The sequence below is a fragment of the Methanobrevibacter sp. genome (assembly GCF_017447225.1).
GTDB lineage: Archaea > Methanobacteriota > Methanobacteria > Methanobacteriales > Methanobacteriaceae > Methanocatella.
Window position 1 is genome coordinate 1 of record NZ_JAFSNZ010000038.1, and the last position, 17,241, is coordinate 17,241.

A 17,241-nucleotide genomic window follows, 5' to 3' on the forward strand; every position below is an offset into this window, starting at 1 on the left:
AACTTCTATTATAATGATTATATTGATTTTTCAAAATATTATGAATTTAGTGCATGTATATGAGATTGCCAATATATCAATAAAAATTACATTAAAATAAGCCCGAAATCAAGGTTAAATTTAAATAGTGGACAACACCATCTTATAAGCCCACTTGACTGTTTAATCGGTTTCATATTGTTTATCGTGAGTTTTGCGATACTTGCTTCACAGGTTTATGGAAGCATGGGGTTGAACGTGAAAGAAGTGATGAGAAAGATAAGAACATGAAATCCAATAGACATAATAACTCATAAATTGATGTTAACTCAATATTTCTATACAGAGTATTAAATACACAGCATTTATTAGATATTCATAAACATTCACACGATTTAAAAAAAACCAGATTATAATATAATTTTAATAAACATCATAATATTTAAATAAAAAAGCAACACATAATATGACATGTAAGATTTTAAGATAAAATTATCCCCATTTAGTCTTGTCGTGATGAGCGGCGAATTAGGTGCTAGATGGGTTCTTAATCTTCACAAATTATTTTTATCGACTTATTTTCAATCATTTCTATAAATTCGCACGCATTATTTTCAAAAGCCTGATATGTAGACCAAGAAATCAAATCAGCGACTTGTAAACCCTTATAATTGACTGAATTAACATGATTTATTTCAACAGGATAATTTTTCATATTATTCAAATTGCAAACAAAATATTTATTAAAATCAGGAATTTGATTTTTATTTTTTGATTTATCAATGAAAAAAATGTCTTTTGATTAATTGGGAGGAGTTTAGCAAGTTGTGATGCCAAAATATCATATAATCGATTAGTATCATACCCATAATCAATTTTATACATGTTTTCTTTGTCGAATACAATGATGAAAGCTTGATAATCAACATTATTTAATCTCTTTAAAATATCTAATACAACATTATCCGGAGTATGAGTACCTTTAATCTCTGCCATCTCTTTGATTTTATTATATTTTCGATAGGATTTCTTAATCAAATTATTGAGTTTTTTGGGATTATCAACCATAATTCCTGCAAAAACAAAATATTTAGAACTGGAATACTTATTTCCCAAATCACCACTCTCATCAATGTAAATATATTTCATCAAATATAGTATATGCAAAACATCATTTAAAAAGCTTTTTAATAGCCTGTTATACATTATGAGAGCAAAATTGCTCTGACTTTGTAATATTAACCTTATTGAGAACTGCAATATTTAAATACTCCATAAATTTGATATTTATCATAAATAATCACTACAATATTTTTTAGTGATACAGCAATCAAATTATGATTTAACATTATACAAGCATTCCAAATAATACTGAAAAATTTCTAAATGTTTTAAAATAGTTTATAAGAAATATAAAGTTCAAAAATATTAAAAAAAAGAAAATAAGGAAATCTATACAGTCCCTTGTGCGGGAAAAAGGTGAAACCACCCTACTTTCAGTTAATCCCATTTTTTGTAAATGCTTTTTCTAGAACCTATGTCAATAATTTCAACTTCTTTAGTTAATTCATTGACAAAGTATATGATCCTATATGAACCAACACGAGTTTTCATACATTTTGGACATTTCATACTTTTAAATGAACTTTCAGCTTCATTATATGGATCAACAGCTAATCTATGATATTTGTCATATATCCTATTAATTAATCGTTCATCATCAAAATGTTTATCCATGAATTTTATTGCTTTTTTATCCTCAAAAAGTTCATAACAAATTTTGGAGCTATTTTCTGATGGCATTTAAATCAACTTTTCTAGTGCCAGAATAGTCTCCGTTTTCAAAATGCCTAATCCTTTCATTATAATAATTTGCTTCTTCATCAGTTAATTCCTCAAAATACATTTTTTCATACACCTCAATTAATCTAGCTATAATATCATTATATGTTTCAGATTTTAAACCTAAATGAGCTAGTTTTGTGTGAACTTCTTCAGTTACTCTAATTGTTTTCATACCCATTGTGAATCCCCAACTAATAAATCATCTACAATTATTATATTAAATATATTATTTATATCTATTGTAAACAAATATATTAGATATACATTTTAAAAAAAATATCGAACTTAACAAATAAGAAAATTAACAAAATATAGAAAAAAAGACAAAATAATTTAATAAATAAAAAATAGCTAAAAAAAGAAAAAATAAACAAGGAAATCTATACGATTCCTTGTGCGTTCATTGCGTCAACTACTTTTTTGAATCCTGCAATGTTTGCTCCTGCCACGTAGTTTTTATCCATTCCGTATTCTTCAGCAGCAGCTGCAGCATTTGCGAAAATAGTTTCCATAATAGTTTGAAGTCTGCCGTCGACTTCTTCGAATGTCCAAGATAATCTTTCTGAGTTTTGTGACATTTCTAAAGCGGAAGTTGCTACTCCACCAGCGTTTGAAGCTTTACCTGGTGCGAATAATACATCGTTTTCCTGTAAGTATTCGGTTGCTTCAATAGTGGTTGGCATGTTTGCTCCTTCAGCAACAGCTAAAACACCGTTTTCAACTAAGGTTTTAGCGTCTTCTAATTGCAATTCGTTTTGGGTTGCACATGGAAGAGCGATGTCACATTTAATGGTCCATACACCTTTACCTTCGTGGTACTCAGCACTTTCTCTTGCTTCTGCGTAAGCGGTTAATCTTTCACGTCTTACTTCTTTAACTTCTTTTAACAGTTCAACATCGATTCCTTCCGGATCGTAAATCCAACCGGTTGAATCGGAACATGTTACAGGTTTACCGCCTAATTGTTGTGCTTTTTCGATTGCGTAGATTGCTACGTTACCTGCACCTGATACTGCAATGGTTTTACCTGCGATGTCAATATCGTTTGCTTTTAACATTGCATTGGTGAAGTATAATAATCCGTAACCTGTAGCTTCAGTTCTTGCAAGGGATCCACCGAAGGTTAATCCTTTTCCGGTTAATACACCTTCGTATAAACCTCTGATTCTTTTGTATTGACCAAATAAGAATCCGATCTCACGACCACCTACACCGATATCTCCAGCAGGCACATCAGTATCTGCTCCGATGTATTTGCATAATTCGGTCATGAAACTTTGACAGAATGCCATAATTTCTCTGTCTGATTTTCCTTTAGGATCAAAGTCTGATCCTCCTTTTCCTCCACCAATTGGAAGTCCGGTTAAGGAGTTTTTGAAAATTTGTTCAAATCCTAAAAATTTGATGATACCTACATTTACGGAAGGGTGGAAACGTAATCCTCCTTTGTAAGGTCCAATAGCTGAATTGAATTGGACACGGTATCCAGTATTTACTTGTACTTGTCCGTTGTCGTCTACCCATGGGACACGGAATTTAATTTGTCTTTCTGGATTAGTTAATCTTTCAAGAAGTGCATTTTTTTTGTATTCTTCTTCGTTTTCTTCAATAACAACCCTTAAGGATTCCAATACTTCGCGTACAGCTTGATGGAATTCTGGTTCTGAAGGGTTTTGTTCAATAATAGTTTCTATTACATCGTCTACGTATGACAAAATTATTCCTCCAATTTTCATTGCCAAATTTTTATATTTGACATGATAGTTAATTTTATGTACCTTCTCATATTTAATAGTTTTCACTTTTTTTTAAAAAATCCGAATATAATTAGCAATATCGATAAATTTATTGGACAATTTAATAAAATAATTATAAAATTATGTATTTTTTTACAGAAGTTTTATTATATTAATTTACAAAGTCCAATAAAAACCAATATTTTGTAGACAAAATCATAAAAAATGAAATAAATTTTATAAATATACAGAAAAATAATAAAAAAATAATAAATTGTTTAAAAATAAAGAAAATATATTAAACAAAAATGGGTGGAAGTATATGTCCGACTAAATAATTGACAAAAAATGGGTGGAAGTATATGTCCGACCAGAAATTATTTAAAAAATATATCCAAGAAAAATTAATGAAAAATAATAAAAAAAAGTAAGGATTGGTTAAAATCCTTAGTGTCCTACGTAATATCTTAGGATTGCGCCGATACCACCGAATGCACGGTAAAGCTGCATACCCTCTTCAGTTTCAGTGGAAATGAACTCGACACTGGTGTTCATATCCTCAGCCAATTCGACAAAATCATCCACTAAAAGTTCAGAAGATTCTTCTTTCAGAACTTCGTTACATTCAGGACAACGTTCTTCAAGAGAATCCGCTTCAGATTGGGTTTTTACTGTAATTCCTTTTTCAAAACCGCAGTTTCCACACTTGAAAGTTTTACGCATTGAATCCAAATCTTCAGACAAAAGCAGTGTGTCAACAGCACCGATAATCAGATTATTTCTGACTTCCTCTTCACCGTATGAATACAGGCCATCGTCTTTTCTGAGTTCGCCTAAAAACTTTTGGATAATTTCTTTTTCGTGAATGACATCCAGTTCGTTTAAAAGATCAGTTGATTTGTTGATGACTTCACGGATACCGAACTCACCGGTGTATGATGTGTCCACTGTAGCGATAATCTTGTCCTTGATTTCATACTGAATGTAATCTGCATCAACCAGATCGTTTTTGGTAAAACCTGGCCCTCCGATAACGACAGCTTTCAAATCATCTTTTAAAGGAAGGAACTCGTCGTTGATACGTCTGGCAATACGTTTTAAGAATTCACGGGCTTCATCTTCAATTACACGGTCAAACCTTCTCTGTGATTGTCCCCCTGCCTTATGCTTACCAGGAACCCCACTGGTTAAATGACCTATGATATTGATTTTTTTACCTTTTAAAGTAGCGATTGTAGCTTCTTTTCTGTCAACTACAGCCAAACCGTAGGTATCCCTTTCTTCAATCATGTATTCCAATGGTTCAAGGAAGAATTCATTGTTACATTTGTACCAGTAAGTTACAACAGGTTCAGGAGGTTCCAAAATGTATTTTTCCATTTTTTCAGTACCCGGACCGCCTTTAGGAATCATACCTACGAATAATACAAGACCGTTTTCAGGAGGCTGTTTATACAAACGGATGCTCTGTAAAATAACCTCAATAGCTGACTGAACATTCTTTTTGGTCTGTTTACTCTTGATGTTAGCACTCTGTCCAAGCTCATCCCTCATATGCTTACCGACATCACTTAGCTGCTTGTCCGGCGGGATGTAGACTGAAACAAGTTCTGTACCTCTTCCTCTTTTTTGTGATAACTCTTTTAAAGTTTTTTTAAATTCATATAATTCTTTTGATGAGACTTCTGACATAATAATCCCCTATGATAAAATTAATATAATATATAAAATTATCTAATTACAGATATAAATAATTAATGAAAATATGGTCAATTTTTAGGATAATTTCATTTTTCCATAATAATCAAATAATTCTATTTCCTCTTCAGGAATCGTTTCCATTTCAAGTAAATCAAGGCCAGTTAAGTCTTTGATTTCACGGGCCAGACCAATATAAGTGTCAGGGTATTCATTATGCCCCATTATATTCCAGATTATGGAATTGTCGAAAACAATTTCCAGATACCAGTCATAACCGTCCAGTTCTGCAGAGTCAAAATTCTTGGATTTGTTGTGGTATGAATCAAAAATCCATTGATAAACACCATATTTTTCAAAAAGGTCAAAAAGAACAGTTAAATCAGCATTTTCCTTTTCGAAATACCCTTTGATTTCCTTATTTTCAAAATCGATGATTACACTAGGATGTGGTGCATTCTGATGAAAGGCTTCATAATGGCCGAATTCAAGAGAGGTTAATCCCAATCTAGAATTTTCACTATCATAAACGCCGTCCTGTTTCACATTATAAAATAAGTTGGTAACTATCTTTTCAAGATTCGAAATGTTTAAAACATCAAAATCAACCAGTTTAATTAATAGTTCATTGAAATCCAGCCAGTTATCCGGAAAATCATTCTTTATTGAAAATTCCTTATAATCATCCGAATAATATAATATAATATTGCATGAATAGACATTTTCCAATTTTTCAAAAAACTGAAAGCCCCCTGATTTGAATCCTTCAAAGAGATTCAACTTTTCAAATTCCTTTTCAAACACTTCACATTCATTTTCATCCAAATCATGAATTTTACTTAAAACCCTTGATTTCAAATCGTTTAAAATAATATCACAGGGATTTTCAAGTAAAGTGCCCTCATGAAACTGGTCCGGATAAATCATTTCATTAATGTTGAAATAAGCTTTTTTTGAAACAAAATCAATGATGAAACATTCATAATGCTTGTTTAATTTTTTAAAGTTGAACCTTTGAGTTATTTCTATTTTTTCAAGCATTATCAACACACCTATAATAATATTTACAATAACTTTTAAATAAATTGATTGACTAATTTTAAATAAAGTGATAATATGGTTATAAGAAGATGTCCACAATGCCACTCAACAAGCGATGATCAGTATGGATTCTGTATAAAATGCGGATATGAATTTCCAAAAATTGATGAAAGCGCAAATGTATGTCCATTATGCAATTATCCGAATCCTGATGAGGCAGACTACTGTGTAAAATGCGGCACTCCATTGATTTTTAAAAACCAGTTCGATAACACACAGTCTTCACTAAATCCTATTGTCATTAAAAGAAAAGTATCCGAGGATGCTCAAAGAATAAACGATGTTCCCCATACAAGCAGAGTTTTAATAGCTTTAGGCTATATATTTTCCATTTTAGGTGGACTTATCGGACTTATAATTGCAATTTATCTTACCACAAGAAAAGACCCTGTAGCTAAAAGACATGGGCGCATCCAACTTGGAATATTCATTTTTTACCTGGTCTTATTGCTGATACTGATTTTGACCGGAACAATAACGTCCGAAACACTGATGCAATACAGTCAAATGACCAGTTTAAACAATATAACTAACCTGACCTTATAATAGGCAGATACATCACAATAGCTCCGTCATGATTTTGATAATAGTTCGGAACTAATCTGTCAACCCTGAAATTAAAGCCTTTATAGAATTCGTAAGCTCCAGTATTGTTTTCATTGACTTCCAGATAGATATTTGCTATGTCAAACAGCATCAATACCTGAATGGCTTTTGACAATAAGCGAGTTCCTGCCTTTAATCTCCTGTAATTTTTATCGACAGCAAGGGAAATGATATGACCCTGGTTTTCATACTTGATCCAAAAAATAATATAACCTATAACATAGCCGTCAATTTCAGCTACCAAAAAGCCGGTTCCCATATCATATAAGCTTTTGAACATGTCGATTCCATAGGACTGGTCAAAGGACATGTTTTCGATTTCAAAAACTCTTTTTAAATCGGCTGGAGTGAACTCACGAATAATCATCATATCAATAATATAACAAAAAAGTTATTTAAATATTTTTAATAAATATTAACTTAGAGCTGATGATATGTGGAATAATTTCGCCGAATATATACTATCGCAATGTGAGAAAAATCCAACAAGAATTTGTGAAATCGGAGTTGGGAAGTTTACGCAGGTCTTTGACTTTTTATCCGAACAGGAAAATGTTGAAATATTCAAGACTGACATTTCCCCAAAGGATTCCAGCGTCATAAAGGATGATGTTACAAATCCGAATTTGAAATTATACGAAGATTTGGACATTATCTATTCAATCAGACCACCCAGCGAACTTCAGCCATATATCGTCGATTTGGCTTTAAAAACAGGTGCGAAATTAATCATCAAACCACTTTTTAATGAAGATATAAATACTAAAAGAGTACAATTAAAATTAAAAAATTACAAAAAAGCAAGCTTCTACATATTAGGTGAATAAATGAAAGACAGTATTTTATCTAAATATAACACATCCCTAGCTGGTTTGGACAATAGTGAAGTGATTAAAAGGCAAACCAAATATGGTTTTAACGAATTAGAAGAAAAAAAGCCTAAAAGACCTTTAAGACTATTCCTAGAACAGTTCATTGACATACTGCTCGGGCTGTTATTCGTTGCGGCAGTTGCGGCATATTTCGTGGGTGATGTGATTGATGCAGTGGTAATTTTAATAGCTATTTTATTCAATGGAATCATTGGATTTATTCAGGAATACCGTTCTCAAAGAGCTTCTGAAATGCTTAAAAGCCTAATAACCAAAGAAGCTGTTGTCAGGAGAAGTTCTGCAGTTCAAAAGATAGATTCAAAAGAGCTGACAATAGGCGATATTGTGCTTCTGGAGGAAGGTAACAAAGTTCCGGCAGACCTTATTCTAGTTGAGTCAAATGATTTGCGTGTTGATGAATCATATCTTACCGGAGAATCCGAAGCAATCTCCAAAAAAGTTAACGATTCTGTTTATATGGATTCAAATATTATTTCCGGAAATGCTGTTGCGGTCGTGGAAAAAATCGGAATGAAAACTGAAATCGGCCAGATTGCCGAAATGGTTCAGGAAGATGAAGGCGATACTCCACTTCAAATCAAGGTTTCAAAACTCGGAAAGATCTTATCCGTAATCTCAATCATAGTGTGTATATTTGTTTTCATTCTGGAGTTCATGAAAGGAATTCCCCTTGTCGAAACGTTCATGACTGCTGTTTCACTTGCCGTTGCAGCAATACCTGAAGGATTGCCTGCTGTATTGACATTGACCTTGGCTTTGGGAATGCAGGAAATGGCAAAATCCAATGCCATAGTGAAAAGACTGCTTTCCGTTGAAACTCTAGGGTCATGTGACGTTATCTGCAGTGATAAAACAGGTACATTGACTGAAAATAAAATGACTGTCAGAGAGACATTCTTTTACAATGAAGAAAAAACTTCCCAGATTGGTATTCTGTGCAATAATGCTATCGAAAGCGGCGACGAAATTATAGGGGACCCGACAGACGCTGCAATTTACAAATATTTCAAAGATAATTCAAATAGCTATGGGGAATTTGAAAGAGTTAATGAAATCCCACTTGACAGTAATCGTAAAATGATGAGCTGCGAATATAGCTGCAGTGATAAAAATAATATGATATTATCAAAAGGTGCTCCAGAAATAATTCTACGCAAAAGCAAATACATAGATAATGATGGAAGTATTGAAATAATCACTGATGAAATCAAGAAAACACTATTGAAAAAAATTAATGAAATGGCAGATAATGCGCTGAGAACAATCGGCTTTGCATACAAATCAAAAGATGATATTGACGATGAGGAAGATTTGATATTCACGGGCCTTGTCGGAATAATGGATCCCCCTAAAGAAAGCGCTAAAAAAGCAGTGGCAGACTGTAAAAAGGCAGGAATTAAAGTAATCATGATTACAGGAGATCATGAAAAAACTGCAAAAGCAATAGCTAAGGAATTGGATATTCTTAATGAAGGCAAAGTAATCACCGGTTCCCAGCTGGAAAAGATGAGTGATGAAGAGTATAATGACATCGTGGATGATATTGAAGTATATGCGAGAGTCAGACCCACCCAAAAGATGAGAATTGTTGAAACATTGAAGAAAAAAGGAAACACTGTTTCAATGACAGGTGATGGCGTGAATGATGCTCCAGCACTTAAAAAGGCATCAATCGGCGTTGCAATGGGTAACGGAACGGAAGTTGCCCGTGAAGCTGCCGACATGATTATACAGGACAACAATTTTGCAACCATAGTGAAAGCCATCCGAGAAGGGCGGAAAATTTATGACAACATCAAAAGATTCGTGAAATTCCAGGTATCAACCAATATCGGAGCGATAATAACCATAATCGGAACAAGCATGCTGAATTTACCGCTTCCGTTTTCACCAGTACAGTTATTATGGATAAACATTGTGATGGACGGACCTCCAGCCCAAACTCTGGGAATGGAAGGTGCTGAAAAGGACATAATGGAGCGAAAGCCTCAATCAGGAGATATCCTGAATAGAAAAACAATAATCAGAATCGTCATTTCAGGTATCGTGATGGCAATCGGAACGATATGCGTATTTGATTATCAGTTGGCAACATCAACGCAGACAAAAGCTATGACCGTGGCATTCACCTTATTCGTACTTTACCAGCTGTTCAATGCATATAACTGCAAGGCAAACTCAAATTCATCAAGCAAATACCTGTATATCGGAATAATAATATCATTCATATTACAGGTTCTGATAATTTACATACCTCAATTGCAGATAATATTCAAAACGACAAGCATAGGAATAATTGACTGGGCAATGATTATAATCGTTGCATTTACCATAATAGTTGCTGAAAAGATTATGAACAAAGTGATACAATGAAGAAATTGAATATTATGCTTTTAGGCGGAACAAAGGACTCAACAGAGCTGATAAAACACTTGAAAAACAATTATGACACACACATATTAACTACCACAACAACAGAATACGGATCAAAACTTGCTGTTGAAGCGGGAAGTGATGATACGATTGCAAGGCCTCTTCTTAAAGACGAGATTATTGAAATCATAAATAATTCAGATTTTGATTTGTTGATAGATGCAACACACCCATTTGCCGAACACATTACCCAGACAAGCAAAAGCGTTTCAAAAATCTGTGATATCAACTATATCAGATTTGAAAGACCACCTTTGATTTTCGATGACATAGATGAATCATATATCGTTTATGCAAAATCATTTGAAAATGCAGGAGAGATTATATCACAGCAATATCCCCAGGGAAACATTCTTCATTTTGCAGGAGCCAATACTATGGAAGATGTCCTGAAAAATGTTTCAGCAGACAGATTTTATCCCCGCATTCTTAAAGTTCCAAAGTCAATTGAAAAATGCGAAAAATTAGGTATCAGAGAGGACCACATCATAGAAATGAAAGGTGCCGCCAGCTTAAAAGAAAACATTGATTTAATTGAAAAGTATGATGCGAGTGTCATGATAACAAAGGAAAGCGGTGAAATAGGAGGAGTTATTGAAAAAATTGAAGCGGCAAATCGAAAGGATATAGATTTGCTTATGATAAAAAGACCGGTTATCAAGGAACTGGAAAAAGAAGATATTGTATCAACACTTGAAGAGTTTGATAAAAAAATTAAGAAATTATTTTAAAGATAAATAGCGCCGAGACTGAGATTTGAACTCAGGAGGAGAAACTCCACGGGATTTCAAGTCCCGCGCCTTACCAGACTAGACTACCTCGGCAATCCACAAAAAACATACAAATTATCTTATTTTAAAAAAAATCTAAAAAAATTATTAAATAACGCCGAGACTGGGATTTGAACCCAGGCGGAGAAACTCCACGGGATTTCAAGTCCCGCGCCTTACCAGGCTAGACTATCTCGGCTTTATGATTATAACAAGGAAATATTTAGAGAAATCTAAATATTTATCCTTTAAGTTCTATTTCAATACTTACATTATCAGGAACATTAACTTTCATTACTTGTCTCATTGCACGTTCGTCAGCTCCAATACCGACTAAACGTTTGTGAATCCTAAGTTCCCATTTTTCCCAAGAAGCTTTACCTTCACCATCTGGTGATTTTCTTGTTGGAACTACTAATTTTTTAGTAGGTAAAGGAATAGGACCAGATAAATCGACACCAGTTCTTTCAGCAATGTTTTTGAGTTGATCACAAACATAAGCTAATTTTTCTGGATCGGTTCCTGTAAGCTTAATTCTTGCTTGATTCATTAATTATCCTCCAAAGTACAAAAAAAGAAAAGAAAGTTTAAGTTAAAAACTTAAACAGAATTTTCTACACAATTATTGTTTTTCAGTAATTTCAAGACATAAACCAGCTGCAACAGTTTGACCCATATCTCTGATAGCAAATCTACCCATTTGTGGGATTTCTTTTGCGTTTTCGAGACACATTGGTTTAGTTGGTTTGATTTTAACAATAGCTGCATCACCAGTTTTGATGAAATCAGGGTTTTCTTGGTCAACAGCACCGGTAGCAGGGTTTAATTTTTGCATTAATTCTAAGAAAGTACATGCTACTTGAGAGGTGTGACAGTGGAATACAGGAGTGTATCCAACGGTGATTACACCAGGGTGTTGTAAAACAACAACTTGTGCTTTGAATTCTCTTGCTACAGTAGGAGCGGAATCAGTGTGTCCTGCAACGTCTCCTCTTCTGATATCGTTTTTACCTACGCCTCTTACGTTGAATCCGATGTTGTCACCAGGTTCAGCGGTTTCGAATACTTCGTGGTGCATTTCGATAGATTTAACTTCTCCGGAAGCTCCAGCAGGTTGGAAGATAACGTTTTCACCTTTTTTCATGATACCGGTTTCAACTCTTCCTACAGGTACAGTACCTACACCAGTAATGGAGTAGACGTCTTGAATAGGAATTCTTAAAGGTAAGTCAGTAGGTTTTTCAGGTGGAGTTAATTTGTCTAATGCGTCCATTAAAGTGTCACCTTTGTACCAGGAAGTGTTTTCACTTGCTTCTTTGATGTTGTCCCCTTCAAATGCAGATAATGGGATGAAAGGTACTTGATCAGGGTTGAAACCTACGGTTTTAATTAAGTTAGTAACTTCTTCTTTTAATTCGTTGTATTTGTCTTCAGAGTAATCTACTAAGTCAATTTTGTTAATTGCAACGATTAATTGACCGATACCTAAAGTTCTGGATAAGAACACGTGTTCTTTAGTTTGTGGCATGACACCGTCGTCAGCTGCAACAACTAATACACCAGCGTCTGCTTGGGAAGCACCAGTGATCATGTTTTTAACGAAGTCTCTGTGTCCTGGGCAGTCTACTACAGTGTAGTCGTATTTTTTGGTGGAGAATTTTTGGTGAGCTAAATCGATAGTTACTCCTCTTTCTCTTTCTTCACCTAATTTGTCCATAACAAATCTGAATTTGTTTTCACCGTCATCTAATTGTTGTTCAGCGATTGCACCAGCTTTTAATAATAAGTGTCCAACTAAAGTGGATTTTCCGTGGTCAACGTGTCCAATAAATGCTAAGTTAAGATGTTCTTTTTCTTTTGCCATTATAATACCTCATTTTAAATTATATATTAACAAACATTAGTAAGCTTAAATGTTAGCTTAAATTTAATTTATATTTTAACATATAAATAGATAATGTTTTTTTCATGAATTTTTAATAAAAATATAAAAAAATGAAAAAATTAAATTTTAATTTTTAAATTTATACGTCTCCTAAGTAGTGACTTGTAGGGAACGGTTCTGGAGATAAACCTTTTCTTTGTCTGATTTCTCTGACAATTTGGCTTTGCATCTCACGTGGAAGTGGTTCAAATCCTGCGATTTCAGTAGACCATAAACATCTACCTTCTGCAGCGGATCTGATGTCACCAGCGAAACCGAACATTTCAGCTACAGGAACTTTGGATTCGATTCTTGCCATGTCTCCTTCCTGACCCATGTCAACAATTTGACCTCTTCTGTTTTGGACTTCACGGGTACATGCACCCATGTAATCGTTAGGAGTGTCAATAACTACTTTTTGCATAGGTTCTAATAATGCAGGTTCTGCAAGAGTCATAGCACCTAAGATTGCGTTTCTGATAGCTGGTAAAACTTGAGCAGGTCCTCTGTGAACTGCGTCTTCGTGAAGTTTTGCATCATGGAGTTTGAATTTTAATCCCATGGAAATTTCTTCACCTAAAGGTCCGCTTTCGAGAGTTGATTCAAATCCTTCAAGTAATAATTCTTTAACTTCGTCTAAGTATTGAATACCACGAGTCATGTTAATGAATAAACTTCTGTTGTGAACAGCCCATACTCTTCTAGCTTCTTCTTTATCTAAACCATATTCCATGAAGTCATTAGCAGATTCTTTACCTTTAACTCTGCCTTCTTTGATGTCTCCTTCTTGGATAGCATCATATATTTCAGGTTCTAAAGGTTCAACAGTTAAGTAGAATCTGTTATGCTTGTTAGGAGATTTACCTTCAACTTGTGGAGATAATTGTCTTACAGTTTCTCTGTATACAACAATAGGTTCTGAAGTTTGGATATCTACACCTTTTTCTCCGATTCTGTAACCGATAACTTCTAAGTGAAGTTCACCCATACCGGATACTAAGTGTTCACCGGTTTCTTCGTTAATATCGATTTTTACAGTAGGATCTTCTTTACCGACTTGTCTTAACACTTCAATGAGTTTTGGTAAGTCTTTGGTATTTTTAGCTTCCACTGCTACAGTAACTACAGGTTCGGAAATGTGTTCTAAACCTTCGAACTCTTTAATTTTGTCTTCAGGTGAACAGAGAGTTTCCCCAGCGATAGCTCCTTTTGCACCAGCAACATATACAATGTTACCTGCAGGAACTTTATCTGTGTTAACTCTTTCAGGACCGAAGTAAACACCTACTTGTTGTACTCTGGATTTACCGTGAGAACCAACGAGATATACTTCTGTACCTTTTTCAATAGCTCCACCATATACCCTACCGGTTGCAATTTCACCAGCGTGTTTATCTACAGATACGTTGGTAACCATTACTGCTAAAGGTCCGTCAGGGGAAGTTTCAATCATACCTTTACCTGCAGGAGATTCGATGTCTCCATCCCAGATGTTAGGTACTCTGTAAACTTGAGCTTCTTTAGGGGAAGGCAAGTGTTCAACTACCATACCTAATAATACATCGGATAAAGGTACTTTTTGTGCTAATTCTTTTTCGTTATCAGCATTACAGTATTCGATAATATCTTTAAAGTTGATTCCAGTTTCTTGCATGGTTGGAACATTAATAGCCCAGTTGTGGTATGCTGAACCGAAAGCTACACTACCGTCAGTGAAGTCTAATGCCCATTCTTCTTTTTTATCTTCAGGAGCCATGTTTTTGATTAATTTGTTAGCTTCCATGAAGATTTTCAAGAATCTGTTTTGTAATTCTTCAGGTTGTAATTTTAACTCGTTGATTAATCTGTCAACTTTGTTAATGAATAAAACCGGTTTAACGTTTTCTTTTAAAGCTTGTCTGAATACAGTTTCAGTTTGAGGCATGATACCTTCTACAGCACAAACAACAACTACTGCACCGTCTACAGCTCTCATTGCACGAGTTACGTCTCCACCGAAGTCAACGTGACCAGGAGTATCTATTAAGTTGATTAAGTATTCATCATCTTTGTAATCGTGTACCATGGAAACGTTTGCAGCGTCGATAGTAATACCACGTGCTTGTTCTTGTTCATCAAAATCCAAGAATCTTTGGTCACCAGCAAGCTCTTCAGAAATCATACCTGCACCTGCTAAGAGGTTATCAGATAAAGTGGTTTTACCGTGGTCAATGTGAGCACAGATACCGATGTTTCTGATAGATTCCGGTTGGAACATCAATTCTTTAATTTTTGCAATCATTTTGTCTCGTCTACTCAAGAAAATCACCTAAATATGAATATGATTAGTGTGCTGCTTTAGCAACTCTTTCTTTCTCTTCAGCTTTTTGTAAAGCAAAGCTTCTTGAATCTTCTTCAGAAGCAAGGATTAATTCATCAGCTAAACATTCAGCAACAGATCTTTTGTTTTTGAATGAAGATTGTAAAGTACCTCTGGTTAAGAATCCGAGTGAAAGATCAACTCTTCTTTGAGGAGAAATATCAACTGCTACTTGGTATCCAATACCACCGTATTTGATACGGGTAGTTTCTTCACGAGGTGCAGTGTTTTCAACTGCAGTAACTAAAACTTGAACAGGGTTCTTTTTAGTTCTTTTGTTGATAATTTCTAATGCTTCTTTTACAATGTTATAAGCTTTATTTTTCTTACCTGAGTTGAGGTGGGTTCTCATAACTTTGTTCATTAATCTTTCAACAATAGATACTTTTGATTTTGCGAATTGTCTTTTTACGTGTCTACCTGAAGTGTGAGGTACGAGAGTTTCATCCAAACAGATGTATTTAACTAAACCTAAGTCCTCAACTTTTACTTCATCGAGATCCCATTTATCAAATAATTTACTCATAAAAATTACCTTCCTTATCTTACAGGTTTTTCTATTTTTCCACTTACCATTTCAGATAAAGCTACATTGTTAACTTTGGACACTTTCCAACGAACTCCAGGAATATCTCCCATGGATCTTCCGGATGGTCCACCAATTCCTTCAATCATAACTTCATCGTGCTCATCGATAAAACCGATAGCTCCGTCACCTGGTGCGAAAGCAGTTAATTGTTTACCGTTTTTAATCAATTGAACACGTACACATTTACGAATAGCAGAGTTAGGTTGTTTTGCTTCTATCCCTACTTTTTCGATTACAATTCCTCTAGCTTGAGGAGCTCCTTCGAGAGGGTCTGCTTTAACGTCTAACCTTAAAGCTCTCCTTTTGTAATCTACATCTTTCCACTTAAAATTTTGTCTATTCTTTTTAAGTTTTTTTGCAGCAAAAAGTCCTGGCATAATTTTTCCTCTAAACATTTTGTCAAAAAACATATCTAAGAATCCACCGCTGCGATTTATACTATACACTATTAGTACAATCTAAATTCTAAGATATAATTAGTAATAATAATTAATTTAGATAAATAACAAACGTTTTTATCTAAAACAAAGATATCCTGAAATAAATTATAAAACAATGACAAAAAGCACACATAGTCATGTTCGAATAAGTATAGATATCTTACATTTAAATATCTTTTTTAACCTTTATAAAGGTATGGTTTTTTTAATGTAAAATAAAAAAAGTCAATGAAAAAAAATTAAATAAAAAAAATAAAATAGCTATAAAGCTATTTTAAAATTATGTTATCAATATTATGTAACCTATTAGCTAATAATTTAGCCCTTTCAATGTTAACACCATTCTTACCAATAGCAATACGCTTATTGGTGTTGTCTGTTGCAACAGTAGCTATCTTTTCCCCATTTTTTCTGGTGGAAATTTTAACTGACTGCAGTTCAGCAGGAGATAAAATGTTTCTAATAAACTGAACAGGGTCTTCATTCAATTCAATGACTTCAACCCCACGATCTACTGCTTTTTGAACTTTTGATACTGTACTTCCACGTTTACCGATAGCTAGTCCCATATTGCCTTGTTTAACAACGAAAGTAACCTTATTGTTATCATCATCGATAATGCAATCCTTAACCATTGCTCCAGTCATATTTTCAAAAAGAGCAATGAATCGTATTTCACTTGCACCGAATTTAATAGACACGTAAATCTACCTCAAATCGTCTAATATAGTAGAATCTCCTGGATCGTTAACGATTAATGTAGCAACGGTAAAAGGTTTACCACAAACAGAACCTAAGTCGACACTTGTTCCATCATAAATGTGACAAGGGATTTCTGAGAGTTTTGCATAATATTCAACATCTTCAA

At 34.1% G+C, this 17,241-nt stretch carries 19 protein-coding genes and 2 tRNA genes; 4 read left to right on the forward strand and 17 right to left on the reverse strand.

Translation table 11 applies throughout. From position 1 onward, the window contains the following. Nucleotides 1–526: 526 nt before the first annotated feature. The 7 genes from IJQ68_RS10860 to IJQ68_RS03905 form a co-directional block, all read right to left on the reverse strand. Complete coding sequence (locus IJQ68_RS10860; RefSeq protein WP_369334605.1) at nucleotides 527–694, reverse strand: DUF3800 domain-containing protein; 168 nt, start codon at nucleotides 692–694, stop codon at nucleotides 527–529. A 5-nt stretch (nucleotides 695–699) separates the two neighbouring features. Beyond that, entirely contained in the window at nucleotides 700–1,128 is a 429-nt protein-coding gene (locus IJQ68_RS03880; protein WP_292797193.1) for a DUF3800 domain-containing protein, read from the reverse strand. A gap of 351 nt (nucleotides 1,129–1,479) precedes the next feature. Continuing rightward, entirely contained in the window at nucleotides 1,480–1,782 is a 303-nt protein-coding gene (locus tag IJQ68_RS03885; protein WP_292797195.1) for a type II toxin-antitoxin system RelE/ParE family toxin, read from the reverse strand. Continuing rightward, complete coding sequence (locus IJQ68_RS03890; RefSeq protein WP_292797198.1) at nucleotides 1,766–2,002, reverse strand: hypothetical protein; 237 nt, start codon at nucleotides 2,000–2,002, stop codon at nucleotides 1,766–1,768. The genes IJQ68_RS03885 and IJQ68_RS03890 overlap by 17 nt, the downstream gene beginning before the upstream one ends. A gap of 202 nt (nucleotides 2,003–2,204) precedes the next feature. Next, the gene (gene gdhA, locus IJQ68_RS03895) at nucleotides 2,205–3,539 is read right to left on the reverse strand and encodes an NADP-specific glutamate dehydrogenase (protein WP_292797200.1); all 1,335 of its coding nucleotides are present in this window, start codon (nucleotides 3,537–3,539) and stop codon (nucleotides 2,205–2,207) included. 468 nt (nucleotides 3,540–4,007) lie between these two features. Then, nucleotides 4,008–5,252, reverse strand: a complete 1,245-nt coding sequence (gene prf1 / locus IJQ68_RS03900) for a peptide chain release factor aRF-1 (RefSeq protein ID WP_292797202.1) — start codon at nucleotides 5,250–5,252, stop codon at nucleotides 4,008–4,010. Between the two features lie 84 nt (nucleotides 5,253–5,336). Then, nucleotides 5,337–6,299, reverse strand: coding sequence for a hypothetical protein (locus tag IJQ68_RS03905; protein ID WP_292797204.1), 963 nt, complete (start codon nucleotides 6,297–6,299; stop codon nucleotides 5,337–5,339). A gap of 75 nt (nucleotides 6,300–6,374) precedes the next feature. Here IJQ68_RS03905 and IJQ68_RS03910 point away from each other — a divergent pair, with 75 nt between their 5' ends. Beyond that, nucleotides 6,375–6,905 (forward strand): zinc ribbon domain-containing protein, encoded by a 531-nt coding sequence (locus IJQ68_RS03910; RefSeq protein ID WP_292797206.1) that lies wholly within the window; start codon nucleotides 6,375–6,377, stop codon nucleotides 6,903–6,905. Here the strand turns inward: IJQ68_RS03910 and rimI are convergent. Continuing rightward, nucleotides 6,889–7,332 carry a ribosomal protein S18-alanine N-acetyltransferase gene (rimI, locus tag IJQ68_RS03915; protein WP_342765127.1) on the reverse strand — a complete coding sequence of 148 codons (444 nt, stop codon included), beginning with the start codon at nucleotides 7,330–7,332 and terminating at the stop codon, nucleotides 6,889–6,891. The two genes, IJQ68_RS03910 and rimI, sit on opposite strands and share 17 nt — an antisense overlap. A 67-nt stretch (nucleotides 7,333–7,399) precedes the next feature. On the opposite strand from rimI, the gene IJQ68_RS03920 reads away from it, so the two are divergent. The 3 genes from IJQ68_RS03920 to cobK are packed head-to-tail and all read left to right on the forward strand — an operon-like array spanning nucleotide 7,400 to nucleotide 11,022. After that, nucleotides 7,400–7,792, forward strand: a complete 393-nt coding sequence (locus IJQ68_RS03920; RefSeq protein ID WP_292797210.1) for a UPF0146 family protein — start codon at nucleotides 7,400–7,402, stop codon at nucleotides 7,790–7,792. Beyond that, entirely contained in the window at nucleotides 7,793–10,231 is a 2,439-nt protein-coding gene (locus tag IJQ68_RS03925) for a calcium-translocating P-type ATPase, PMCA-type (protein WP_292797212.1), read from the forward strand. Beyond that, a complete protein-coding gene (cobK, locus tag IJQ68_RS03930; RefSeq protein WP_292797215.1) occupies nucleotides 10,228–11,022 on the forward strand; it encodes a precorrin-6A reductase in 795 nt (264 codons plus the stop codon). The genes IJQ68_RS03925 and cobK overlap by 4 nt, the downstream gene beginning before the upstream one ends. Before the next feature lie 10 nt (nucleotides 11,023–11,032). Here the strand turns inward: cobK and IJQ68_RS03935 are convergent. The 9 genes from IJQ68_RS03935 to IJQ68_RS03975 all read right to left on the reverse strand — a co-directional run. Beyond that, nucleotides 11,033–11,115, reverse strand: a tRNA-Ser gene (locus IJQ68_RS03935). Nucleotides 11,116–11,177: 62 nt separating this feature from the next. Further along, nucleotides 11,178–11,260 (reverse strand) — tRNA-Ser (locus tag IJQ68_RS03940). A 42-nt stretch (nucleotides 11,261–11,302) separates the two neighbouring features. Next, a complete protein-coding gene (rpsJ, locus tag IJQ68_RS03945) occupies nucleotides 11,303–11,611 on the reverse strand; it encodes a 30S ribosomal protein S10 (protein ID WP_058739846.1) in 309 nt (102 codons plus the stop codon). 72 nt (nucleotides 11,612–11,683) lie between these two features. Next, nucleotides 11,684–12,925, reverse strand: coding sequence for a translation elongation factor EF-1 subunit alpha (gene tuf / locus IJQ68_RS03950; RefSeq protein WP_292797221.1), 1,242 nt, complete (start codon nucleotides 12,923–12,925; stop codon nucleotides 11,684–11,686). Nucleotides 12,926–13,085: 160 nt separating this feature from the next. Then, nucleotides 13,086–15,284 (reverse strand): elongation factor EF-2, encoded by a 2,199-nt coding sequence (locus IJQ68_RS03955; protein ID WP_292797223.1) that lies wholly within the window; start codon nucleotides 15,282–15,284, stop codon nucleotides 13,086–13,088. Nucleotides 15,285–15,309: 25 nt separating this feature from the next. After that, nucleotides 15,310–15,870: a 30S ribosomal protein S7 gene (locus IJQ68_RS03960; RefSeq protein WP_292797225.1), complete on the reverse strand. Its 561-nt coding sequence runs from the start codon at nucleotides 15,868–15,870 to the stop codon at nucleotides 15,310–15,312. A 14-nt stretch (nucleotides 15,871–15,884) separates the two neighbouring features. Continuing rightward, nucleotides 15,885–16,310 (reverse strand): 30S ribosomal protein S12, encoded by a 426-nt coding sequence (locus IJQ68_RS03965; RefSeq protein WP_067044341.1) that lies wholly within the window; start codon nucleotides 16,308–16,310, stop codon nucleotides 15,885–15,887. Nucleotides 16,311–16,642: 332 nt separating this feature from the next. Continuing rightward, nucleotides 16,643–17,074: a NusA-like transcription termination signal-binding factor gene (locus IJQ68_RS03970; RefSeq protein ID WP_292797228.1), complete on the reverse strand. Its 432-nt coding sequence runs from the start codon at nucleotides 17,072–17,074 to the stop codon at nucleotides 16,643–16,645. A 6-nt stretch (nucleotides 17,075–17,080) separates the two neighbouring features. Next, on the reverse strand, nucleotides 17,081–17,241 hold a 161-nt coding region (locus tag IJQ68_RS03975), incomplete at its 5' end, for a ribosomal L7Ae/L30e/S12e/Gadd45 family protein (RefSeq protein ID WP_292797230.1).